This is a genomic window from Streptomyces parvulus, from assembly GCF_014648855.1.
In the GTDB taxonomy this organism is placed as follows: Bacteria; Actinomycetota; Actinomycetes; order Streptomycetales; family Streptomycetaceae; genus Streptomyces; species Streptomyces parvulus.
On sequence record NZ_BMRX01000003.1, the window covers coordinates 118,476 to 141,574 of the forward strand.

Below are 23,099 nucleotides of genomic sequence, written 5' to 3' on the forward strand. Positions count from 1 at the left end.
GCCGTTCGTCAGTCCGTCGGGAGGGCCTGCATGGCCTTGATGAAGCCGTCCGCGTCGAGCTGTCCGTTGAAGAACTGCTGGATGGCCTTGTGCATGTCGGAGCTGGCCTTCTGCGGGTAGGCCTGGTCCCAGGACAGCTGGAACGACGGTGCCTCGGCGACGAGTTCGTACTGGAAGCGCGAGTACTCGGGGGTGCCGGAGCCGTCGATGAACTCGTCGGTGCCGGTGGTGGTCGGCAGGTTGCCGATGTCCAGCTGCGCCTTGACGAACTCGTCGGAGTACATGAGCTTCAGGAACTCGGCGACGGCCTCGGGGTGCTTGGTCTTCTTCAGCACCGAGTAGTAGTTGTTGGTGTTGCCCGCGACGTCGGCGGGGTCGCCCTTGCCGCCCGCCACGGTCGGGAACGCGGTGTAGCCGAGGTCCTTCTCGGCGAACTCCGGCTGGTCCGTGAGCTGCTGGGAGTAGTACCAGGAACCCATCAGCTCGAAGCCGGCCCTGCCCGAGGCCACCAGCTGGACGGAGCCGCCGTTGGTGTACTTGACGGAGTCGTAGTTCTTGCCGAAGGCGCCGGTGCCGACCAGGTCCTCGATCATGCCGAGGGCCTTCCTGCTGTCCTCGCTCTCCCAGGCGCTCTTGTCGCCGGCGACGGCCTTGGCGAACAACTCCGGTCCGGCGATGCGGTCGTAGAGGTACTGGAACCACATCTGGGTCGGCCACACGTCGCCGCCGCCGAGCGCGATCGGCGTCACCCCCTCGTCCTTGAGCTTCTCCACCGCGCCCAGCAGCTCGTCCCAGGTCTTCGGCGGCTCGACGCCCGCGTCGGCGAGGACCTTCTTGTTGTGGAAGAGGAGGACCGGCTGGGTGCCGCGCATGGGGACGCCGTAGGGCTTGCCGTCGACGACGGCGCTCTCGAAGACGGACGGCAGGAACTTCTTCTCCAGGTCCGGGTTCTTCTCGATGAAGCCGTCGAGCGGCAGCAGCAGGCCGGCCTCGACGAACGGTTTGATGCTGCCGCCGCCCCAGTTGAAGAACACGTCCGGGGCCTGCGGCGTGCTGATGATCGTCTGGAGCTTCTTCTGGTAGTCGGCGCCGGGGATGGTGTCGAGGACCGCCTTCACGTCGGACTTCTCGTTGAAGGTGTCGACGATCTGCTGCTCGACCTTGTTGGCGGCGTCCCCGTAGACCAGGACGTGGATCCTGCCGTCGTCGGACGACCCTCCACCGTTCCCCTCGCCGCAGGCCGACAGGCCCGTCACCAGGGCGAGCGTCGCGCCGGCGGCGACGAGTCTGGGCAAGCGCGCACGTGTTGTCATCGTCTGCCTTTCGAAAGTTTCGGCATCGTCACCGAAAGCTCATGGTGTCGGACAGTAAAGTCAGTCGGGAATTCCGGTCAATGGCCGTGCACACGCGGACTCGATTCGTTACCGAACGACCTCCGACAGTTTCGAAGTGCACGTCCGCACCGGGCGCCGTACGGCGCACAGCGAGGCCTGGCAGGATGGGCGGATGGGCGAAGGTGACGGCAGGCATCTGCTGGTGGTCGACGACGAACCCGCGATCGTCGACGTGCTGGCGACCTCACTGCGCTTCCTCGGCTACGACGTGGCCGAGGCGACGAACGGCCGCGAGGCACTGGCCAGGGTGCGCGAACGCAGGCCCGACCTGGTGCTGCTCGACGTGATGCTGCCCGACCTCGACGGCTTCGAGGTGGTGCGGAGGCTCGCGGCGGGCGGAGCCCGGGTGCCGGTGGTGTTCCTGACGGCGCGTGAGAGCGGCGAGGACGTGGTCGTCGGTCTCGACCTGGGTGCCGACGACTACATCACCAAGCCGTTCCGGCTCGCGGAGGTCGCCGCCCGGGTCCGGGCGGTACTGCGCCGCGTCGAGGGTCCGGGCGGCGGCACGGACCGCGCCGTGCTGCGGTGCGCGGACCTGGAACTCGACACGGTGGCCTACGAGGTGCGCCGCGAGGGGCGCCCGGTGGAGCTGTCGCCGACGGAGTACCGGCTGCTGCACCACCTGCTCGCCAACGCGGGCCGGGTCCTCACCCACGAGCAACTGCTCGACCACGTCTGGGACCACGGCGCCGGGGACACCGCCGTCCTGAAGTCGTACATCTCGTATCTGCGCAGGAAGCTCGACGCGCACGGGCCGCCGCTGATCCACACCCGCCGCGGCATCGGCTACGTGCTCCGCGCCCCCCAGGAGTGAGCGTGGCCGTGGTCCGGTCCCTGCGGGGGCGGTTGCTGCTCGCGGTCCTCGCACTGGCCGCGGTGGTCCTGCTCGCCCTGGACACCGTCGTGTTCGTGTCGCTGCGCGCCGACCTCCTCGACCGCGCGGACACCTCGCTGCGCGGGGTGCAGACCCAGGTGGTCCAGCAGATCCGCAACGGAAGGCCGCCCGCGCGGGGCCTAGCGGCGGACGCCAGGATGCTCGGCGTCTCCGAGTACTTCATCGAGATCCGGCGCCCGGGCGGCGAGGTCACTCCGCTCGCCCCCGGTCTGCGCGATCCCGGCGCCGCGCCGCCCCGGGTGCCCCGGACGAGCGCCGACGCGGCGGGTACCCCGGTCACCGTGCCCGCCGAGGACGGTGAAGGACCCGGCTACCGGCTCCTGACCCGGGCGCTTCCCGACCGTCGCGGCACCCTGGTGACGGCGGTGCCGCTGTCCTCGGTCGACGGCACGCTGCACCGGCTCCTGCTGGTGGAGGGCGCCGCGACCGCCGGGGCGCTGGTACTGCTCGCGGTGTCCGGGCTGTGGCTGCTGCGGCGCGGGCTGCGGCCCCTGGAGTCGATGGCGCGGGACGCCGACGCGATCGCGGCCGGGCGGGGCGGGCTCCGCGTCGCACCGGCGGACGAGGACAGCGAGGTGGGCAGGCTCGGGCTGGCGCTCAACACCATGCTGGACGGGCAGGAGTCGACCCAGGCCCGGCTGCGGCAGTTCGTCGCCGACGCCTCGCACGAACTGCGCACACCGGTGACGGCGATCCTCGGCTACGCCGACCTGCACGCCCAGGGGGCGCTCGGCGATCCGGCGCACCTCGGCCGGGCCATGAACGGCATCACCGACGAGGCGTTGCGGATGCGCCGCCTGGTGGACGACCTGCTCCTGCTGGCCCGCCTCGACACGGTGCGGGCGCCCGAACGCGTCCCCGTCGATCTGGCGAAGGTCGCGCAGGCGTCGGCCGGCGCGGCGCGCGCGGCGGACCCCCGCTACCCCGTGGCTCTGGAGACCGGCGGGCCCGCGGTGGTCGAGGGGGACGGGGAGCAGCTGCGCCGCGTCGTGGACAACCTGCTCGGCAACGTCCGCGCCCACACGCCCGAGGGCACCCGCGCCCGGGTGGCCGTGGCGGTGGCGGACGGGTGGGCGCGGCTCTCCGTGGTGGACGAGGGTCCCGGCATCCCGGCCGAGTCACTGCCCAGGGTCTTCGACCGCTTCTACCGCGCCGACCGCGCCCGCGGCGGCCACGGCAGCGGTCTCGGCCTCGCCATCGTGGCGGCGGTCGTGGACGCCCACGGCGGTCGGGTGGACGTCGCGGCGGGGGCCGGGGGCGGGACGCGGGTGAGCGTGCGGCTGCCGGTGACGGGGTCGGGGTGACGGCGGTACCGGGGTCGGGGCCGGGGTGACGGCAGTACCGGGGGCCGGCCGGGCTAGAGGAACGCCAGTGTCCGGTCGTGGCCGTCCAGGATGCGCCCCGGGTCGGCGTCCAGCACCCGCTCCAGCAGCGTCGCGTACACGTCCCGGAAGTCCGTGGTCGTGGCCAGGTCGTCGTCCCGCAGGTGGTCGAGGCCGGGCTGGTCGCCGTGGAAGCCGCCGCGGACCGGTTCACCGAGGACCAGGACGGGGCCCGAAGTGCCGTGGTCGGTGCCCTGGTTGGCGTTGGCGCGGGCACGGCGCCCGAACTCCGAGTAGACGGCGACGACCACGTTTTCTCCGCGCACCTGCCGCAGGAAGCCGGTGACCGCCTCGTCCAGCTGTCCGAGCAGCCGCGTCTGGGTGGTCTTCTCGGCGGCGTGGGTGTCGAAGCCGCCGAGGCTCACGCTGTACGCGCGGGTCGGCACGCCGGCGCGGATCGCCTCGGACACCACGGCGAGCTGGGCGGCCAGCTGCCCCTGCGATCCGGCCGAGCCGCCGCCGTCGTCCTCCCCTTCGGCGCCGTCGCGCGGCTCGTCGGGGTCCTGCGGGGCACCGGTCGCCTCCTCGCGCTCCTCGTTCCCGAAGCGGTCCACCACCGTGCGCAGGTCGCCCAGGGAGGCAGCGGCCCGCGCCTGGAGCGGGTGCACACCGTCCTGGGCCCGCGCCAGTTCCCCGCACACCCGCTGCCAGGGCGCGGTCAGCCGGGCGCCGCCCAGTTGCACCGCGGCCCCCGCCGTCCGCTCCCCGGCCAGCAGCGGCGGCAGGGTGGCGCCGACGGACACGGCGCGCAACGGGTCGTGGTCCTCGGCCGTGTCCAGCCAGCGGCCGAGCCAGCCGGTCGGCACCGGACCGGAGGGCGAGGCGGTCTGCCAGATCGACATGGAACGGAAGTGGCTGTGGTCGGGCCGGGGGTACGACACGCCGCGGACGACGGCCAGTTGCCCTTCGTCCCAGAGGCCCTTGAAGCCCTTCATGCCGGGGTTGAGCCCCAACCCCTCCCCCAGCGGCAGCACTTCGTCCTCACCGTAGGCGAGGTCGGGCCGCAGGTCGTGGTAGGCCGGGTCCGAGGCCGGCACGACGGTGTTCAGGCCGTCGTTGCCGCCGTACAGCGTGACGAGCACCAGGATCTTCGCGTCCCGGGCCCGGGGTTCGGCCGCGCCGGAGGCCAGCAGCCGGTCGACGGTGTACGCCGTGGCACCCGCGGCCAGCGCGGCCCCGGCGGTCACCCCGCTCGTGGTCAGGAACTTGCGTCGGGTCCAGGTGTCCACCGGGGTACTCCTTCGAGGGGTGCGGTTCGGCTCGGCGGGGAGGCGGGGTTCACGGCTGTACGAGGTACTCGGGCGCCGTCACGGCGATGGCCGCGACCCGCTCCGGCTCGCCCGCGGCGTCGGCGAGGACGGCACCGGTGCGTTCGCTCCATGCGGGCACCCCGAGCAGCCGCGCCAGTTCCCCGGGGCGTTCCTTCGCGGGCGCGCTCCGCACCGCGTCCAGGTTCCCCTGGCGTACGGCCTGCTGGGCGAAGCCGATGCGGACGCGGGCCGCGGCCGTGGTGAGCCAGGCGGCGCCGTGCGGCCAGCCGCCGACGCTGGGCGGGGCGAAGGGCGTCTGGCCGAGTCCGCCGAGGGTCCGCAGGAGTTGCCCGCGGGCCTTCCCCTCCAGTCGCGCCGGGCGGATGCCGAGGGCGCGCAAGGTGCCCACGACGTACTCGACCGGCTGCTTGACCAGCACGTTCGCGGGATCGGCGAAGGCCGGGTCGGTGAGGATCGCCCGCACCACGGCGGTCAGGTCCCCGGCCGCGGCGATCCGGTCGAGGCTGGCGTCCGAGGGGCCGTTCTCGGCGGAGACCAGGCGTGCCCACAGCCGGGAGGCGACATGGCGCGGGCAGGCGGGCTGCGCCACGAGGTGGTCCACGAGCGAGGTCGCGGTGAAGTCGGTGCGCGTGCCGAGCACGGTCTGTGCGCCGTCGGCGTGCCGCTGGGGACGGAAGCGCGCCTTCCACTCTCCGTCGCCGCGGCGGTCCACGCTCCAGCCGGTGAGCGCGGCCGCGGCCTGCCGTACGTCGTCCTCCTCGTAGTGGCCGACGCCGAGCACGAAGAGTTCCATCAGCTCGCGGGCGAGGTTCTCGTTGGGTGCCTCGGCGGTGTTGCCGGAGGCGTCGAGCCAGAGCATCAGCGCCGGGTCCTGGACCATGGCCCGCGCCAGGGTCCGGAACTCCCCCGCCCCGAGGCTGCGCAGCGTCTGGTTCTGCGCGAGCATCGCCCGACCCGACTTGACCTTCTGGACCGAGGTGGCCCAGTGGTCGTGCCACAGCAGCGTCCGCTTCTCGATCCAGGGGCGTTCGGTGGCGGCCATCCGGTCCAGCCACCAGACGGTCAGCTCCTCGCGCTGCTCGCGCACCGCGCGCCGGTAGGCCTGGCGCGCGCCGTCGGCCGCCTCGTCGCCCGCCTTGCCCCGTTCGGGCAGCGGGCCGAGGTCGGGCGGGGGCGGGGCGCCGGGGTCGTCGTCGGTGTCGAGGACCCGGTCCAGTGCCCGGTCCCACCCTTCGCCGGCGGCGTCGTCCGCCGAACCGGTCGGCCCGGTGCTCCCGAAGCCGGTGCGCTGCAGCAGGCGGTGCACCCGTGCCCGCTCGTCCAGTGTCGCCATGGCGCCCACGGTGCCTGCGGCCGGTCATGCCCGCGTGCGACGCGGGTGGGAATTCGGTGGGAGTCCGGAGCCATGTGCACCCGGCACAGGAAGCGCTCACTCCGTATGTGGCCCCAACCGGTCGTCGCACGGGAGGGACGGTCCTAGTGTCCAGCTGTCCCGCCATCCGGTGAGACGCACGTCACAAGTCCCCTGCCCCGTAGGAGTGTTGCGATGCCCTACCCCCGTCCATCAGCCGCGCCCGCGGTGCGAGGCGGTGTCCGCGTCTGGGCGGCGCTGCTGACCGTGCTGGTCGCCGCGGCGGCGTTCCTGTCCGTCCCCGCGGCGCCCGCCCGCGCCGCCGGCCTCCAGGAGGTGACGGGGTTCGGTTCCAACCCCGGCAACCTCCAGATGTTCCGGTACGTGCCCGACGGGCTCCCGGCCGGCCGCCCGCTGGTCGTCGCGATGCACGGGTGCACGCAGAACGCGGCCGCCTACGACGACGAGACGGGCTGGACGGAGCTGGCCGACCGGCTGCGGTTCGCGCTGCTGCTCCCCCAGCAGCGCAGCGCGAACAACGCCAACTCGTGCTTCAACTGGTTCGAGTCCGGGGACACTTCACGCGGCTCCGGAGAGGCCCTCTCCGTCGTCCAGATGATGGACCGGATGCGCACGGACACCGGTGTCGCGGCGGACCGTTCGTTCGTCACCGGGCTGTCGGCCGGCGGTGCCATGACGTCCGCGATGCTGGCGGCCTACCCCGACCGGTTCGACGGCGGCGCGGTGGTCGCGGGGATGCCGGCGCGGTGTGCCACGAGTCTGACGCAGGCTTTCGGCTGCATGAACCCCGGCTCGGACCGGACGCCCGCGCAGTGGGGTGCCCTGGTGCGCGGCGCCTCGTCCCACGGCGGACCGTGGCCGGTCCTCTCCGTCTGGCAGGGCTCCACCGACACCACGGTGGCGCCGCTGAACCGGCGGGAACTCGTCGAGCAGTGGACCGACGTCCACGGCACCGACACCACGCCGGAGACCTCGGACACCGTCGGCGGCTACCCGCACCAGGTGTTCGAGGACGCGGCGGGCCGTCCGGTCGTCGAGTCGTTCGAGATCACCGGGATGGGCCACGGCCAGCCCGTCGACCCGGGCACCGGCGGTGGCCAGTGCGGGCGGGCGGCGGCGTACGTGCTCGACGTGAACATCTGTGCCGCGCACCACATCGCGCGGTTCTGGGGTCTCGACGCGGGAACCGACCCGGATCCCGAGCCCGGGACGAGGACGGTGACCGTGGCGAACGACGACGCACGCGACGGCTACGTCAAGGCCGGCGCCGACGGCTCCGGCGCGGCCACCGGCACCCTGGAGTCCGTCTACGGCCTCGGTGTGGGCCGGGGCGCGGACGGCAGGCACAACCGGGCAGTGCTCTCCTTCGACACCTCCTCGCTCCCGGACGACGCGGTCGTCGAGAGTGTCCGGCTGTCGCTCACCCACGCCAGTGGCAGCGGTAACCCCTGGGGCAGCCCGGCCGGCAACGCCCTGACGGTGGACGCGCGGAGCGGCTGCTTCGGCGCGTGCGCGATCGAGCCGGCGGACTGGTCGGCGCCGGCCACCGCGAGCGCGGTCGCGACCGTACCCCGGTTCTCCTCGGGCACGGTCTCCTCCGCCGAGTTCTCCGGCGCGGGTCTCGCGGCCGTCGACCGGGCCGGAACCACCCAGCTGAGGCTCCGCTTCACCCAGGCCCCGGGCTCCACTGCGTACGTCTTCGTCGGTCCCGGCTCCGCGGCGAGGCTCACGGTCACGTTTCACTGACTGGCGCATAAGTCAGTACCTCATCACCCCTTCCCGCCAATGAATTCCGGTGACGAGTGTTGAGTTTTCCGCAACACGCCCTTAGGGTCGTGCCCCGTGGAAACCGACGACGCGCACGAAGGCGCTCCCGCCGCCGACACCGCCGCCCGCGTCCGCGAGGTCATCGCGGACGCGGGCGTCAGCCAGCGCGAGTTCGCGCGCCGTGTCGTCATGGATCCGTCCAAGCTCTCGCGGTCGCTGAGCGGCACCCGCCGGTTCACGGCCGCCGAGCTGGCGCGGATCGCCGACGAGGGCCGGGTCGACGCGGGCTGGCTGCTCGGCACCCGGCCCGCCGAGAAGGCCGCGGCACCCGTGACCGCCGCGGAGGGCGGACGGCCGCTGCAGATCGTCCGCGAGACGGTCCGGCTGATCGCGGAGCACGGCTTCCACGCGGTGCGGGTCGCGGACATCGCCCGCGCCTGCGCCACCAGCAGCGCCGCGATCCACTACCACTTCCCGGGCCGCGCCGAGCTGCTGGAGGCGGCCGTGCGCTGGTGCATGGACGAGGACACCGCACACCGCGCCGCCCGGCTCGCCGAGGCGGACGACGCGGCGGCGGAGCTGCGCAGGCTCATCGCGCTGCAGACTCCGCGCACCGCTCAGCAGCGCCGCCAGTGGGCGGTGTGGCTCGACCTGTGGGCCGAGGCCGCGCGCTCCACCGCCGTGGGCCGGCTGCACTCCGAGTACTACCGGCAGTGGCGGGAGACGGTCGCCGACGTCGTACGCCGGGGGGTCGGCCAGGGCGTGTTCCGCGCCGACGTCGATCCGCGGGCCGCGGCCCTGACCCTGACCGCGCTCATCGACGGCCTGGCGACCCACGTCCTCTCGGTGAGCGGCCCGCCGGCCGACGCCGCCGCCGACGCGATGCACGCGGCGCTGACCGCGCACGTCACCCACACGATCCTGGCCGCGTAGCCCCGCGGCCGGACAGTTCCCGACCCCACGATTCCGGGAGGCCCCCACATGCCCGTGACCGAGAACGTCATCATCACCTGCGCCCTCACCGGCGCCGGTGACACCGTCCGCAAGAGCCCCCACGTCCCCGTCACCCCGGAGCAGATAGCCCGCGACGCCGTGGCGGCGGCCGGCGCCGGAGCGGCCGTCGTCCACATCCACGTACGCGACCCCGGGACCGGCGCACCGTCCCGCGACCCGAAGCTGTACCGGGAGGTCGTCGAGCGCGTGAAGGAGACCGGCACCGACGTCGTCATCAACCTCACGGCGGGCATGGGCGGCGACCTGGTCGTCGACCCGGACGACCCCCTCACCCACCTCCCCGGCACCGATCTGGTCGGCGGGCTGGAGCGGCTCCCGCACGTCGAGGACCTGCTTCCCGACATCTGCACGCTGGACTGCGGGTCGCTCAACTTCGGCGACGGCTCGAACCTCTACGTCTCGACGCCCGACATGCTGCGGGCGGGCGCGCGGCGCATCCAGGAGCTGGGCGTGCGGCCCGAACTGGAGATCTTCGACACCGGCCAGCTCTGGTTCGCCAAGCAGCTGCTCGCGGAGGGGCTGCTCGACGACCCGACCGTGTTCCAGCTGTGCATGGGCATCCCGTGGGGCGCGCCGGCCGATCCCGGAGTGCTCCAGTCGATGGTCAACATGCTGCCGGACGGGGCACGTTGGGCGAGCTTCGCGCTGGGCCGGATGCAGATGCCGTGGGTCGCGCAGTCCATCCTGCTCGGCGGCCACGTCCGCGTGGGCCTGGAGGACAACCTGTACCTCGGCAAGGGCAACAAGGCGACCAACGCGCAGCTCGTCGAGCGCGCCGTGACCATCACCGAGTCGCTCGGCGCCCGCGTCGCGACACCCGACGAGGCCCGCGCCACCCTCGGTCTCAAGCCGCGCAAGTAGCCCGCCGCGACACGAAGGATCCCTCTCATGACCTCACCCGAGAAGACCCCTGCCGCGACAGCCCTCTCCCCCGCTCCGGGTCTCGTCCCGCCGGAGAGCGTCCGCCGCGTGGCCTGCGTCGGCGCCGGAGTCATCGGCGGCGGCTGGGTCGCCCACTTCCTGGCCCGCGGCTACGACGTCACCGCGTGGGACCCGGCGCCCGACGCGGAGCGGCGGCTGCGGCGGCTGGTGGACGCGGCGTGGCCCACACTCGCCTCCCTGGGGCTCGCCGAAGGAGCGTCGAGGGACCGGCTCACGGTCACCGAGACCCTCGAACAGGCCGTTTCCGACGCCGAGTTCGTCCAAGAGAGCGCGCCCGAGAACCTGGGCCTGAAGCGTGACCTGCTGGCCCGCCTGGACGCGGCGACCCCGCCCGGCGTCGTCATCGCGTCGTCCACCTCCGGCTATCCGATGACGGAGATGCAGACCACGGCCGCGGACCCCTCGCGCCTGGTGGTCGGACACCCCTTCAACCCGCCGTACCTCATCCCGCTGGTCGAGGTCGCGGGCGGCGAGCGCACCGACGCGGGCGCGGTCGCCCGGGCCGCCCGTTTCTACGAGGCCGCCGGCAAGTCCGTCATCACGATGGACAACGAGATACCGGGCTTCATCGCGAACCGCCTCCAGGAGGCCCTGTGGCGGGAGGCGCTGCACATGGTCGCGAACGGCGAGGCGACGGTCCGGGACATCGACCTGTCGATCACGGAGGGCCCCGGGCTGCGCTGGGCGGTGATGGGCCCGATGCTGACGTTCGCCCTCGCGGGCGGCGAGGGCGGCATGGCACACATGCTGGACCACTTCGGGCCCTCCCTGAAGTCGCCGTGGACACGGCTCGAAGCGCCGGAGCTGGACAAGGAGTTGTACGACGCGGTGGTGGCGGGCTGCGACGAGGCGGCGGACGGCCGCTCCATCGCCGACCTGGTGGCCGAACGCGACCGGGGCGTCGTCGAAGTACTGCGCGCCACCGGCCGCCTGGACGGCGGGGAGGGCACCCGATGACCGGCCTGCCGCCGTTGCACAGCACGGTCCGCCCGGAGTGGGTCGACTACAACGGCCACATGAGCGAGGCCTTCTACGTGCTGGTCTTCGGTCACGCCACGGACGCCCTGATGATCGAGACGGGCCTGGACCCGGGCTACCGCGAGTCCACGGGCTGTTCCCTCTACACGGTCGAGTCCCACGTCCGGTATCTCCGGGAGGTGTCCGAGGCGGCCCGGCTGGCCGTCCGCACCCGTGTGGTGGGGGTGGCGGCGCGCAAGGCGCGTTTCACGCACGAGATGTACGTGGTGTCCGGGCCGGGGTCGGAGCCGGGGCCCGACGCGGCGCCGGTGGCGACGACCGAGCTGCTCGCGGTCCACGTCGACCAGCGGACGGGGCGGGCCGCGGAGTTCCCGGAACCGGTCCGGCACCGCTTCGCGGAGCTGACCGAACCGGTCCCGGACTGGGCCGGCCGCGCGATCCCCGCGGTGCCCTGACACGGGGCCGTGCCCCCTGACCGGCCGCCGTCAGCCGGCCGGAGACCGGCGGGTCCGCGGCCCGGGCTCCGTGACGCTCCAGGAGGCGAGCAGCCGCAGCGCCTCCTCGGAGGCGGAGCCGGGTTCGGCGGCGTAGACGGTGAGCGTGAGGCCGGGGGCGGCCGCCATCTCCAGCCCCTCGAAGGCGAGGGTGAGGTCCCCGACGACGGGGTGGTGGAAGCGCTTGGTTCCGGTGCCGTGCCGGCGGACGTTGTGCGCGCCCCAGCGGCCGCGGAACTCCTCACTGCGGGTGGACAGCTCGCCCACCAGGTCGTGCAGGTCCTTGTCGTACGGGTCGCGGCCCGCCTCGGTGCGCAGGATGGCCACCGCCACGTCGGAGAAGGTGTCCCAGTCGGGGTAGAAGCGCCGGGCGGCGGGGTCGAGGAACTGGAAGCGCGCCAGGTTCATCCGGTTGCCGGGCGTCTCGTGCAGGTCGCTGTAGAAGGCGCGGGCGAGCTGGTTGGCGGCGAGCATGTCCATGCGCCCGTTGCGGACGAAGGCGGGCCCGGCGGTGATCGCGTCCAGGGTCCACTGGAGGCTGCGGTGCGGTGTCCAGGGCCTGGCGGTACGGCGGCGGGGCCGGGTCAGCGCGTCGGAGCCGTCCGCGGCCCTGGCCAGGTTCAGCAGGTGGGCACGCTCGGCGTCGTCGAGCTGGAGGGCGCGGGCGACGGCCTCCAATACCGGCGGGGAGACGCCGGCGAGACTGCCGCGCTCCAGCTTGGAGTAGTACTCGACGCTCATGTCCGCCAGGGCCGCGACCTCGCTGCGGCGCAGTCCGGGCACGCGTCTCCTGCTGCCCGGCGGCAGACCGGCCCGCTCGGGGGTGATCTTCGCGCGCCGCGAGGTCAGGAACTCGCGGACCTCCTCACGGTTGTCCATGCCTTCGACGGTACGACCTGGACCGCGCCGGAGGGATGTACTGGCGGTACACCCCTCGCCAGTGACTCGCTGCCCGGGCGGAATGGGGGTTACCTGGAGGACGTGGCGCACGGTGCCCGGCCCGGAGCGGGTCGGCACGGAGCGCCCGGCCCGGGCCCCCGGGCGGTGTCCCCGCCGCCCCGCCCGGATCCGCACCGCACCCGGCGGTGCCCGGTACACCCGTTCGGGTACCGGCCGTCCCTCCAGGCAAGGAGCCACCCCCCATGCGCGGAGCAGTCATCCACGCGCCCGGCGACGTCCGCTTCGAGAACGTGGCCGACGCGAAGATCCTCCAGCCGACCGACGCCGTCATCCGCACGGCCGTGACCTGCGTCTGCGGCTCCGACCTGTGGCCCTACCGGGGCGCGGAGCCGATCGGCGAGCCGCACCCCATGGGCCACGAGTACGTCGGCTTCGTGGAGGAGGTCGGCTCCGAGGTCACCTCGGTCCGTCCGGGCCAGTTCGTCGTCGGCTCGTTCGCCACCTCGGACAACACCTGCCCGAACTGCGCGAACGGCTTCCAGTCGAGCTGCCTGAACCGCGAGTTCATGTCCACCTGCCAGGCCGAGTACGTGCGCATCCCCAACGCCCAGGGCACCCTGGTCGCCACCGACGAGGTGCCGGGTGAGGAGTTCTGGCCGGGGCTGCTGGCCGTCTCCGACGTGATGGGCACCGGCTGGTGGGCCGCGGACGCCGCCGAGGTGCGGCCCGGCTCGACCGCGGTGGTCGTCGGCGACGGCGCGGTCGGCCTGTGCGCGGTGATCGCGGCGAGGGAACTGGGCGCGGAGCGGATCATCGCCATGTCCCGCCACGAGCCCAGGCAGCGGCTCGCCCGGGAATTCGGCGCCACCGACATCGTCACCGAGCGCGGCGAGGAGGGCGTGGCCCGGATCAAGGAGCTGACGAACGGGATCGGCGCGGACTCCGTCCTGGAGTGCGTGGGCACGGCACAGGCCATGCGGCAGGCGCTGCACTCGGCCAGGCCCGGCGGCAGCGTCGGCTTCGTCGGCGTCCCGCACGACGTGGCGATCGACGGGCAGGAGCTGTTCTTCTCCCACGTCGGCCTGCGCGGCGGCCCCGCCCCCGTACGCCGCTACCTCCCCGACCTGATCGACCGCGTCCTGCGGCGCCGGATCGACCCGGGCCGCGTCTTCGACCTCACCCTCCCCCTGGACCAGGTCGCCGAGGGCTACCGCGCCATGGACGAGCGCCGCGCGATCAAGACCCTCCTCACCCCCTGACCAGCACCACCGCGAACGGAGCGACCGTGCAGATCACCCGAAGCTCGATCCAGACCGCCAAGGGCCCCGCCGACTGGTTCACCGGCGACGTCTACATCGACGCCGTCGCCGCGGCGCCCGCCCCCTCCCGGGTCAGCGCCGGCCTGGTCCACTTCATGCCCGGGGCACGCACCCACTGGCACCGCCACCCGCTGGGCCAGACCGTCTTCGTCACCGAGGGGGTCGGCCTCTGCCAGCGCCGCGGCGGCCCCGTGGAGGTCATCCGGCCGGGCGACCGCGTCCTGTTCGAGGCCGACGAGGAGCACTGGCACGGCGCAGCGCCCGACCGCCTCATGGTCCATCTGGCCATCAACGAGGCGGACGCCGACCACGACGTGGTCTACTGGCTGACCCCCGTCACGGACGAGGAGTACGCGGCGGCCCCGTCCACCGGCTGAGCAGGACGGTCCGCTTGCCTTCTCCGCCGGAGCCCCGGACAAGGCCGCGGCCCCGGCGGTGACTCGACGGTCACCGCCGGGGCCGTTCCCCGTTGGGAGGGGCATCCCGGGATCAGACCCCCGTGGGGTCCTTCTCGTACGTGCGGCCCGTCGCGGGCGCCGGCGCCGGGCCGCCCTCGCTGAGGCCGAAGCGGTCGTGCACCCTGCGCAGGAACGGCGGCGCGTACCAGGCCGAGCGGCCGAGCAGGCGCATCGCGGCGGGCACGAGCACGCCCCGCACGGCGACGGCGTCGATGAGGATCGCCAGTCCGCTGCCCAGACCGAACATCTGCATGTAGCTGATGCCGGCCGTCCCGAAGGCGAAGAAGCTCACCGCCAGGAGGCAGGCCGCGGCGCTGACGATGCGTCCGGTGTGCCCGAGGCCGTGGACGACGGCGGTCTCGTTGCCGGCGCCCTCGTCGTGCAGTTCCTTGATCCGGCTGGTGACGAAGACCTCGTAGTCCATCGAGAGGCCGAAGGCGATGCAGAACATCAGCAGGGTCATGGACACCTCCATCGGCTGCGGTGTGAAGCCGAACAGGCCCGAGAGGTGGCCGTCCTGGAACATCCACGTCATGACGCCGAGGGCCGCACCGAGGCTGACGATGTTGAGCACCAGGGCCCGCAGGGGCTGCACGACGCTGCCGGTGAAGAGGAACAGCAGGAGGAACGTCGTGAGGGCGATCAGGCCGCCCGCGAGCGGGATCAGGTCGGTGATGGAGTCCTTGGAGTCCACGAGCGCGGCGTCCCGGCCGCCCGTCAAAGGCTCGGCCCCCGCGGGTCCCGCGACCGCCCTTACGTCCCGGACCAGTTCCTGGGCCGCGTCCGACATGGGCGCCAGATCGCTCACCACGTCGATCCGCTGTGCCTCGGGGCGGCCGAGCGCGGCGTTGCCCGGGCCGGGCGCGGCGGCCCGCCCGCCGGTGTAGGTGCCGGTGGACGCCTCGACGCGTACGACGCCGTCGAGCCGGGAGAGTTCACCCGCGTACGTGGCCAGCGGCGCCCGGCCGACGGCCCGGTCCATGACGACGTGGATGGCCGCCGCCTCGCTGCCGTGGAAGTTCTCCTCCAACTGGGCGGACACCTGACGGCTCTTGGCGTCCTCCGGCAGGGAGCGTTCGTCGGCGATGCCGATGGTGATGCCGAGCAGCGGGCTCGCCGCCAGCAGCAGCACCGCGAGCACCGGCAGCGCGGTGAGCGCGGGGCGCCGCATGGCGGTGCGGGCCAGCCGCCCCCAGAAGGGCTCCCGGGAGCCGTCGCGACGCGCACGCCCCGCCCACGGCAGCCGCCCCTTGTTGACCCGGTGGCCGAGGACCTTGAGCAGGGCCGGCATCACGACCAGGGTGCTGATCGCGGCGATGGCGACCACCCCGACACCGGCGTATCCGAACGAGCGCAGGAAGTACTGCGGGAACACCAGGAGCGCGGCGAGCGCGACCGCCACCGTGGCGGCCGAGAAGGCGACCGTGCGTCCCGCGGTGTGCACGGTGTGCCGGACGGCGTCGTCCACGCTCGCTCCCGTGGCGAGCTGTTCGCGGAACCGGCTCACCATCAGGAGCGCGTAGTCGATGCCGAGGCCGAGCCCGAGGGCGGTGGTCAGGTTGGTGGCGGTGATGGAGATGCTGGTGGCACTGCCGAGGAGGAAGAGTTCCGCGAACGTGCCCACGATCGCGATGAGTCCGATGGCCAGCGGCAGCAGCGCCGAGACGACGCTGCCGAAGACGAACAGGAGCAGCAGCAGGGTCAGCGGCAGGGCGATCGCCTCGGCGAGGACCAGGTCCTCGGAGGAGAAGGTCCCCATGTCGTCCCCGACGGCCGCGGAGCCGCCGGCCTCGACGGTGAGGCCGGCCTCCTTGGCGCCGGTGTACTCGTCGATGATCGCCTTGGCGTTCTCCCGCTCGTCGGTGTCGCCGCCCTTCACGTGGGCGAGCACCATCGCCTGGTCGCCGTTCTCGGACCGGAGGTCCGAACTGCCCGTGTCCCAGTACGAGATGACGTTCGCGACCGTCGCCTCGTTCTTGAGGTCGGCGGTCAGCTTCGCGCCCTGTCGCTCGACGGCCGCCGCGTCGACCCCGCCTTCGCGGGCGCTGATCAGGAGGACCAGGTTCGTCTCCCCGCCGAACTTGTCGCTGATCACCGCCTTGGCCCTGCTGGACTGCGAGGACGGGTCGTCGAAGCCACCCGGGAGGAGCTTGCCGAAGGCGCCGGCGCCCAGGGCTCCCATGAGAACCACGGCCACGGCCGTGATGACGAGTACCAGCCGGGACCGGCGTATCGCCAGTTCGGCCACGCGTTCAAACACGCACTTCTCCTTGCATTCCGACGGCGTGACCCTGGGCGGTCCGCGCGAGTGGAGGGGGTGTGGCCCTGAAGCTATCCAGGCGACGGGGGGCTTTGGCAGTGCGAGATTTACCTGACACTGTTAAACGAATCTGACGCCTCCGTCCGCGGCCAATTCGGTCGACAGGCGCGGGCGCGGAGGACTGTGATGGGCTGCGACTGCCCCTCGTACGGAGCGGGCCGGCCACAGGAGTCGCTCTTGACGACCGCGGAATCGGCGGACATCCGACCTCGGATCGACGAGGCACGCGTCAGACGGCTGGTCGACACCCAGTTCCCCCAGTGGGCGGGGCTGCCCCTGCGGCGGTTCGAGCCGGCCGGCTCCGACCACGCGATCTACCGGCTGGGCGAGGAACTCTCCGTCCGGCTGCCCCGCCACGCCGGAGCCGTCGGGCAGGCGGCGAAGGAGCTGCGATGGCTGCCCCAACTCGCCCCGCACCTGCCCCTGGCCGTCCCGGTACCCGTCGCCGTGGGGCGGCCCGGCCTCGGATATCCATGGCCCTGGGCGGTCTCCCGCTGGCTGGACGGGGAGGTGGCGACGGCCGGTTCACTGGGCGATTCCTCCCGCGCCGCCGGCGAACTCGCCCAGTTCCTGACCGCCTTGCAGCGCTTCGCACCGGAGGACATCCCGGCCGGGGACGCCCGGGACGGGCTCATCTGCCCGCCCCTGTCGGACCGCGACGACGAGACGCGCGTCGCCATCGCCGAGTTGGGCGGGGTGTTCGGGGCCGCGGCCATGACCGAGCTGTGGGAGGCGGCTCTGGGCGCCCCCGGCTGGGAGCGCTCACCGGTGTGGTTCCACGGGGACTTCCACACCGGCAACCTGCTCACCGTCGGCGGCCGGCTCAGCGCCGTCATCGACTTCGGCGGGCTCGGCGTCGGCGACCCGGCCTGCGACCTGATGATCGCCTTCACCCTGATGTCGGCCCGCAGCCGGACCGTCTTCCGCGACGCCCTCGGCGTGGACGACGCGACGTGGCTGCGGGGACGCGGCTGGGCCCTGGCCACGGGGCTCAACGCCTACACCTGCTACGCCGCCACCGATCCCCGGGTCGCCGCACAGACGACCCGGCAGATCACCCAGGCCCTCCTCGGGTAGGTCATCCTCCGCCGGTGCCGTTCCGCGCGCGGGCCACCGCCTCCGAGCACCTCAGGAAATCAGGTGCCTGCCCCGGCGTGGATCACTCGGGAAACCGGGCTTCCGTTCAGGACCATCGCGCGAATTCCCGATCGAGTCGGGGATCGGTACGCACCCAGACTTCGCCCGAGGGGGCGCCGGCCGGGGCCTCGACTCGTTCGATACCGAGGAACCCGAGCAGGGTGAGCAGTTCGGCTCGTTCGGCGCGGTCTTCGTCGGCTTCGAGCGAGTCGAAGAAGACGACGTACTGGTCGGTCGGGTCCACGATCCCGGAATCGCCCCAGATCCGACCCACCTCCTCGATCGCCGCGGCTTCCGTCGTGAACGCGGCGGCGCGGACGGCACCGAGCGTCTCCGGTGACGCGTCGAGGTCCGTGACGTCCGAGCCCCGTCCGTCCTCGGCGTCACCGGTGGAGAACTCTTGCGGTCCGGGGTCGTAGCGGCGAGCCATACATGTCCTTCGTTCACCTGTGACGGGTCCACCAGCGTAGTCGGCTCGGAGCGGACCGGACATGCCGGGGACGCCTCGCGTCGTTCGGACGCCCATGTCCGTCGGGTGTACTCAAGTACACCTCCGCGCGGGTGCGGCCCCTCCCCGAAATCCGGGTGCCGGCGCCACTGTCCGGCGGCGCGGATTCCGGAATCGTCTCTGGTGTTGATCCGAACACATCAGGGAGTGCTGAAGATGCGCAAGGGAACGACGTCGAGGCTGCGCAAGGGCTTGCTGGTCGTGGCGGCGGCCGGCCTGCTGGGGTCGGCCACCACCGTCGCGGCCGTGGCAACCCCGCCCGGCGGTACGGCAGCGTCCGGGAGCGGGGACAAGGACCTGCAGCGGAGCCTCGACTCACTGGTCGCCCAGGAGAAGTACCCGGCCGCCCTCGCGTGGGTGCGCAAGGAGGGCCGCACCTCCTCGCTGGTCTCCGGGTCCGCGCGGCTCGGCCGACAGGTTCCGGTTCCGCACGACGGGTACGTGCGGGCGGGCAGCAACACCAAGACCTTCACCGCGGTCGTGGTCCTGCAACTGGTGGCCGAGGGCCGGGTCGCACTGGACGAGCCCGTCGAGACGTACCTCCCCGGCCTGGTCCGCGGCGAGGGCATCGACGGGAGGAGGATCACGGTGCGGCAGCTGCTCCAGCACACCAGCGGACTCCCCAACTACACGGAGCACATCGGCCTGGAGGACTTCGCCGCCGTCCAGCACCGGTTCTTCCAGCCGCACGACCTGCTGCACGCGGCCCTGGCCCACCCCGCGGAGTTCGCCCCGGGCACCAAGTGGAAGTACAGCAACACCAACTACCTCCTGGCGGGTCTGCTGATCGAGAGGGTCACCGGACGGCCGGTGCAGGAGCAGATCACCGAGCGCGTGATCCGCAAGGCCGGTCTGCGCCACACCTCATGGCCCCAGCCGGGCGACCAGACCGTCCCCGAGCCGCACGCCCACGGCTACGCGCTGAGCAGCGTCGAGAACGGCGAGGTCGTCGACGCCACGCGGATGGACCCCTCGTGGGGCGGAGCGGCCGGCCAGATGATCTCCACACCGAGCGACCTCGCGAAGTTCGCCCGCAAGCTGCTCGACGGGAAGCTCCTCCCGCCCGCCCAGCTGGCCGAGATGCGCAAGACGGTCGACGCCCCGCTCATGCCCGGATGGCGCTACGGCCTCGGCGTCTTCAGCGTTCCGCTGAGCTGCGGCGGCGTGTACTGGGGCCACGGCGGCGACATCGACGGCTACGAGACCCGGGGCGGCGCCACCGACGACGGCCGCTCGGTCGGCCTGGCGGTGACCGCGCTCCCCGGCACCTTCGGCGACGCGGACAAGGGCGCGAAGGCGGTCATGTCCGCCGTGGACACCGCCTTCTGCGACTGACCCTCAGGCCGCGGCGTCGAACGCGGCGGCCACAGCGGCGTCGGCGTGCGGGTGGACGGTCAGGAGGTGCCCACCGGTCTCAGCACTCGCCTCCAGCACGCGTCGCACGGAGGCGCTGCCGGTGACCGCCGACATGGGGATGCCCAGGTCGTTGCAGATCCGGTGGGCGCGCAGGACGACGCTGACGGCGGCGTTCTCGTTGGCCGCCTCCTCCAGAGTGATGACGACGAGTCCCGGCTTGTAGCCGTGGATCAGCCCTTCGATCCGCGACACGAGCTCAGCTCGGCCGGCGATGCCGGGACTGCGGTGCACCGTGAGGGCGAGCACGGCATGATCGAGTGAGTGGGACAGCAACGCGGCCTCCGTGTCCTGACGAGTCGTTCCGCTGCGCGTTTACCCCCGCTTCCCACCGGCACGCGTGGTGCCGGTGGGAAGCGCGAAAAACTCCCGCATCGCCGGGCGGGGCGCGGTAGGTGGCCGTCGCAACGAATGAAACCGCGCGGACCGGGCAGCGGACCCCTCGTGACTGCATCCTCAGCTTCGAGTACGCCCATCTACGACCTTCTCATCACCGAGCGCGGGAACGCCGTGGCCGAGTGCCGGGACGTCGCCCAGCAGACGAAAGAGACGGCGCGCTCGGCTCTCGACTGGACGGGCGTGCACACGGTGACGGAGGAGCGGGCCGCCTTCTCGGCGTTCGACCGCGTGAAGCCGCCGCGGAGCGAGACCCCGTTGCCGCCGAACACCAGGGCCTGAAGAGGCAGACAGGACTTACCAGGCCTACAGGGCTCACAGTTACTAGGCCTACAGGGCTCACAGACAGAAGCGCGCCACCCCGTGGGGGATGGCGCGCTTCCGGCTGGTGGTGCGGCTCAGCGGTGGCTGCGGGTGTTAGCGACGGCCGCCGTGACGGTTGTGGCCCCAGGACTTGTCGTCGATGAAGCGGCCGCGGTCGTTGCGGAGCGTGGCGGTGTCGGAGCGGTTGCCCCAGACGTGGTTGCGGCGGTCCTGGAACAGGTCGGTACGGGTGTCACGGCCCTCGCCGGTGTGGATGCGGACGGTGGCGCGGCCGTCGAGGCGGTAGTGGCGGAAGGTGTAGCGGTGTCCGTCCTCGCTCTTGAGGGTCCAGTTGTTGAGGTTGACCGCGCGGCGGGTGTTGTTGGTGATCTCCACCCATTCCTTGTTCAGGGAGCGGTTGGAGCGGTCGTCACGGCCCGGGGCGTCGTACTGGACGGCCGTGATCTCGACGCTGGGCCGCTGACGCGGGTGGTCGGCGGCTGACGCCGGCACCGCGAGCGCGGCGGTCAGGGCACCGACGGTGAGCACGCCGGCGGTCAGGCGGCGGGCGGTGATGGACTTCGACACAGGTTCCCCCTGCTTTGTGCGGGCACCGCCGGCCCCGGGATCCAGGTCCCGGGGTGGTGGTGCGTGGTGCGTTGCCCGGCCGGTTGGCCGCGCCCTCACAGATTGCGGGGCGGTCGACCGGTTCGTGGAGGAGACGTGAACGGTGTTACCAATCGCCGACACCGCGGTGACCCTCGCCTGTATTGAGCATTTATGCGCTGAATGCACTGTGTTGACGGCTATGCAGCGCGGATCCCCTTGTGGGCGTTGGGCTGTGGTCCGAAACCGCCAGGGCACGCCACCCCGACGCCTCGGGAGCGTTCACCCGAAAGTGAGTAACAGCCGCGGACCCTTTTCCCCGCCCCGGGTGTGAAGAGGCGCTGCCACCGGCCCCGGGCCGCGCCCTCGCGGGGACGCCGCCGCCCGTCCGGGTGAACCAGCGGACGGTGGGCGAACTGCGCCCGGGGCGAGCCGCGTCGTGCGGAGCATGGAGATCAACGAGGTCCACGTGTCCGAGCCCGGGCTCGTCGTCGTGGACGTGGCCGCCGCCGACGACGCGACCGCCTTCACCTTCCACGCCGTGCTGGCCTCCTTGTGGGCCGCCACCTCGGTTGAGCGCACCTTCCGCCCGGCCGGACAGCCCGGCGTCCGCCTGCGCTGCTACCTCGACATCCGTCAGGGCCCGGCGTCCGACCGGCGGCCACCCGGCCCCGACCTGCCGTGACGAGAAGACGGACTCTCAACCTCATGGGGCACGAGGTGTGCGGGCCAGGCGTTGGAACTTTGGGACTGAGGACTGCGCCACCGCGACGGTGACAAGGGGAACGATGACGTCGGGCGACACACGGAACCAACCGGCAGAACAACCGAGGGGCATTCCGGGCGGCGCTCCTGGCAGCGTCCCTTCCGCGACCGCGACCGGCCGCGCGGACACACGCCTCGTGGTGATCCGCGGCAACTCGGCCTCAGGCAAGTCGAGCGTGGCCCAGGGCCTGCGGGATCACCACGGCCGTGGCATCGCGATCGTGGGCCAGGACGTCATCCGCCGGAACGTCCTCAGGGAACACGACACCGCCCGCGGCGCCAACATCGCCCTGCTCGGCAGGATCGCGCGCGAAGCACTGGACGCCGGCTTCCACGTCGTACTCGAAGGGATTCTGTACGCCGACCGGTACGCCCACATGATCACGTCCCTGGTACGGGACCACCGCGGCGTCTCCCACTGCTACTACCTCGACGTGCCGCTGGAGGCGACGCTGGTCCGGCACGCCTCGAAGGCGGACGCCGCGTACCGGGAGCAGGTCACCGACAGCCACCTCGCCTCCTGGTACCGCGAGCGCGACCTGCTGCCCGGCGGTCCGGAGACCGTGATCCCGGCGGACAGCTCGCTGCGGGACACGGTCGCGTCCATCCTGCGCGAAACCGGCCTCGCCTCCGCCCGCCCCCACCCGGCGCCCGACCACCGGCACTTTCAGGCGGACTCGGCGAACCCACCGGTGCTGTTGTCCGATCCTCGGGTCGCTGCGGTCCCGGTGCGTGAGTGCGGGGAGCCGCTCGTCGACGTGCGCGACCACGGCTTGCGCGTCGATCCCCGCAAGCAGGACCCGGCGGGCGCGTTCGCCCACGTCCGCGAGGGCGTCCTGGCGCGTCTGAAGCACGCCCGCTCACTCCTGCCCGCCGGCACCGACCTGCTGTTCGTCGAGGGCTACCGGCCACTCGCCCTGCAACAGCGCTACTTCACCGAGTACCGGGACGAGCTGGCCGCCTCGCACCCCGAGTGGACGGCCGACCGGCTGCACCGGGCCGCCGCCCGACACGTGTCACCGCCGCGGATCGCGCCGCATTCCGCCGGCGCGGCCGTGGACGTCACCCTCGTCGACCAGGACGGCAACGAACTCGACCTCGGCACCCGCGTCAACGCCTCCCCCGAGGAGAGCGACGGAGCGTGCTACACGCACGCCGCGAACATCAGCGACCCCGCACGTCGCCACCGCACGCTCCTGCTCAACGCGATGGAGAACGCCGGCTTCACCAACTACGGCACCGAGTTCTGGCACTTCTCCACGGGCGACCGCTACGACGCCCTGCTACGACGGCACCAACACGCCCGCTACGGCCCGATCGAACTGCCCCGGCACCCTGACACCCCCGGGGCCCGGCCCCTCACAGACCGATGACTCACGGACAGCCACCGGACGTGACCGGCGGGCCGTGCCGGTACGGGGCCGGCAGCGCGCCGGCCCGAAGCCTGCCGACGCGCTTCACACGC

General features: G+C 72.6%; 22 protein-coding genes. 14 read left to right on the plus strand and 8 right to left on the minus strand.

The genetic code is table 11. From position 1 onward, the window contains the following. Window positions 1-8: 8 nt before the first annotated feature. Complete coding sequence (locus IE108_RS05990) at window positions 9-1,313, minus strand: ABC transporter substrate-binding protein (RefSeq protein WP_064726461.1); 1,305 nt, start codon at window positions 1,311-1,313, stop codon at window positions 9-11. Window positions 1,314-1,506: 193 nt separating this feature from the next. Here IE108_RS05990 and IE108_RS05995 point away from each other — a divergent pair, with 193 nt between their 5' ends. Together IE108_RS05995 and IE108_RS06000 are read left to right on the plus strand one after the other, a co-directional pair. Beyond that, a complete protein-coding gene (locus IE108_RS05995; RefSeq protein WP_064726462.1) occupies window positions 1,507-2,208 on the plus strand; it encodes a response regulator transcription factor in 702 nt (233 codons plus the stop codon). Between the two features lie 2 nt (window positions 2,209-2,210). After that, a complete protein-coding gene (locus IE108_RS06000; RefSeq protein WP_229851673.1) occupies window positions 2,211-3,593 on the plus strand; it encodes a sensor histidine kinase in 1,383 nt (460 codons plus the stop codon). 53 nt (window positions 3,594-3,646) lie between these two features. Here the strand turns inward: IE108_RS06000 and IE108_RS06005 are convergent, their stop codons facing one another. Both IE108_RS06005 and IE108_RS06010 read right to left on the minus strand, forming a co-directional pair. Next, on the minus strand, window positions 3,647-4,900 hold the full coding sequence (locus IE108_RS06005) for a DUF1501 domain-containing protein (RefSeq protein ID WP_064726464.1): 1,254 nt from the start codon (window positions 4,898-4,900) through the stop codon (window positions 3,647-3,649). Between the two features lie 49 nt (window positions 4,901-4,949). Next, window positions 4,950-6,275: a DUF1800 domain-containing protein gene (locus IE108_RS06010; RefSeq protein WP_064731634.1), complete on the minus strand. Its 1,326-nt coding sequence runs from the start codon at window positions 6,273-6,275 to the stop codon at window positions 4,950-4,952. Window positions 6,276-6,488: 213 nt separating this feature from the next. On the opposite strand from IE108_RS06010, the gene IE108_RS06015 reads away from it, so the two are divergent. The 5 genes from IE108_RS06015 (at window position 6,489) to IE108_RS06035 (ending at window position 11,470) form a co-directional block, all read left to right on the plus strand. Continuing rightward, window positions 6,489-8,060 carry an extracellular catalytic domain type 1 short-chain-length polyhydroxyalkanoate depolymerase gene (locus IE108_RS06015; RefSeq protein ID WP_079163421.1) on the plus strand — a complete coding sequence of 524 codons (1,572 nt, stop codon included), beginning with the start codon at window positions 6,489-6,491 and terminating at the stop codon, window positions 8,058-8,060. A gap of 96 nt (window positions 8,061-8,156) precedes the next feature. Then, window positions 8,157-9,014 carry a TetR/AcrR family transcriptional regulator gene (locus IE108_RS06020; protein WP_064726465.1) on the plus strand — a complete coding sequence of 286 codons (858 nt, stop codon included), beginning with the start codon at window positions 8,157-8,159 and terminating at the stop codon, window positions 9,012-9,014. 48 nt (window positions 9,015-9,062) lie between these two features. Further along, the gene (locus IE108_RS06025; RefSeq protein WP_064726466.1) at window positions 9,063-9,956 is read left to right on the plus strand and encodes a beta-keto acid cleavage family enzyme; all 894 of its coding nucleotides are present in this window, start codon (window positions 9,063-9,065) and stop codon (window positions 9,954-9,956) included. Window positions 9,957-9,983: 27 nt separating this feature from the next. Continuing rightward, complete coding sequence (locus IE108_RS06030) at window positions 9,984-10,994, plus strand: 3-hydroxyacyl-CoA dehydrogenase NAD-binding domain-containing protein (protein ID WP_064726467.1); 1,011 nt, start codon at window positions 9,984-9,986, stop codon at window positions 10,992-10,994. Continuing rightward, window positions 10,991-11,470: a thioesterase family protein gene (locus IE108_RS06035; RefSeq protein ID WP_064726468.1), complete on the plus strand. Its 480-nt coding sequence runs from the start codon at window positions 10,991-10,993 to the stop codon at window positions 11,468-11,470. Before IE108_RS06030 ends, IE108_RS06035 begins: the two co-directional genes overlap by 4 nt. 30 nt (window positions 11,471-11,500) lie before the next feature. Here IE108_RS06035 and IE108_RS06040 read toward each other — a convergent pair whose 3' ends face one another. Next, window positions 11,501-12,388 (minus strand): helix-turn-helix transcriptional regulator, encoded by an 888-nt coding sequence (locus tag IE108_RS06040; protein WP_064726469.1) that lies wholly within the window; start codon window positions 12,386-12,388, stop codon window positions 11,501-11,503. Window positions 12,389-12,651: 263 nt separating this feature from the next. Here IE108_RS06040 and IE108_RS06045 point away from each other — a divergent pair, with 263 nt between their 5' ends. Further along, complete coding sequence (locus IE108_RS06045; RefSeq protein WP_064726470.1) at window positions 12,652-13,668, plus strand: zinc-dependent alcohol dehydrogenase family protein; 1,017 nt, start codon at window positions 12,652-12,654, stop codon at window positions 13,666-13,668. A gap of 26 nt (window positions 13,669-13,694) precedes the next feature. Beyond that, window positions 13,695-14,105, plus strand: coding sequence for a (R)-mandelonitrile lyase (locus IE108_RS06050; RefSeq protein ID WP_064726471.1), 411 nt, complete (start codon window positions 13,695-13,697; stop codon window positions 14,103-14,105). A 112-nt stretch (window positions 14,106-14,217) separates the two neighbouring features. Here the strand turns inward: IE108_RS06050 and IE108_RS06055 are convergent, their stop codons facing one another. After that, window positions 14,218-16,446 (minus strand): MMPL family transporter, encoded by a 2,229-nt coding sequence (locus tag IE108_RS06055; protein WP_064726472.1) that lies wholly within the window; start codon window positions 16,444-16,446, stop codon window positions 14,218-14,220. A 237-nt stretch (window positions 16,447-16,683) separates the two neighbouring features. Here IE108_RS06055 and IE108_RS06060 point away from each other — a divergent pair, with 237 nt between their 5' ends. Then, complete coding sequence (locus tag IE108_RS06060; protein WP_064726473.1) at window positions 16,684-17,583, plus strand: aminoglycoside phosphotransferase family protein; 900 nt, start codon at window positions 16,684-16,686, stop codon at window positions 17,581-17,583. Between the two features lie 106 nt (window positions 17,584-17,689). On the opposite strand, the gene IE108_RS06065 is transcribed toward IE108_RS06060, so the two are convergent. After that, complete coding sequence (locus tag IE108_RS06065; RefSeq protein ID WP_226485040.1) at window positions 17,690-18,073, minus strand: hypothetical protein; 384 nt, start codon at window positions 18,071-18,073, stop codon at window positions 17,690-17,692. Between the two features lie 234 nt (window positions 18,074-18,307). Between IE108_RS06065 and IE108_RS06070 the strand changes: the two genes are divergently transcribed. After that, complete coding sequence (locus IE108_RS06070; protein WP_064731636.1) at window positions 18,308-19,486, plus strand: serine hydrolase domain-containing protein; 1,179 nt, start codon at window positions 18,308-18,310, stop codon at window positions 19,484-19,486. 3 nt (window positions 19,487-19,489) lie between these two features. Here IE108_RS06070 and IE108_RS06075 read toward each other — a convergent pair whose 3' ends face one another. After that, complete coding sequence (locus IE108_RS06075) at window positions 19,490-19,840, minus strand: hypothetical protein (protein WP_064726474.1); 351 nt, start codon at window positions 19,838-19,840, stop codon at window positions 19,490-19,492. A gap of 168 nt (window positions 19,841-20,008) precedes the next feature. Between IE108_RS06075 and IE108_RS06080 the strand changes: the two genes are divergently transcribed. Then, a complete protein-coding gene (locus IE108_RS06080) occupies window positions 20,009-20,242 on the plus strand; it encodes a hypothetical protein (RefSeq protein WP_079163422.1) in 234 nt (77 codons plus the stop codon). 135 nt (window positions 20,243-20,377) lie between these two features. Here the strand turns inward: IE108_RS06080 and IE108_RS06085 are convergent, their stop codons facing one another. Beyond that, on the minus strand, window positions 20,378-20,851 hold the full coding sequence (locus IE108_RS06085; protein ID WP_226485042.1) for a lamin tail domain-containing protein: 474 nt from the start codon (window positions 20,849-20,851) through the stop codon (window positions 20,378-20,380). Between the two features lie 466 nt (window positions 20,852-21,317). On the opposite strand from IE108_RS06085, the gene IE108_RS06090 reads away from it, so the two are divergent. Continuing rightward, window positions 21,318-21,554 carry a DUF6207 family protein gene (locus IE108_RS06090; protein ID WP_064726476.1) on the plus strand — a complete coding sequence of 79 codons (237 nt, stop codon included), beginning with the start codon at window positions 21,318-21,320 and terminating at the stop codon, window positions 21,552-21,554. 217 nt (window positions 21,555-21,771) lie between these two features. Further along, entirely contained in the window at window positions 21,772-23,007 is a 1,236-nt protein-coding gene (locus tag IE108_RS06095; protein WP_189397590.1) for a M15 family metallopeptidase, read from the plus strand. Window positions 23,008-23,099 lie beyond the last annotated feature (92 nt).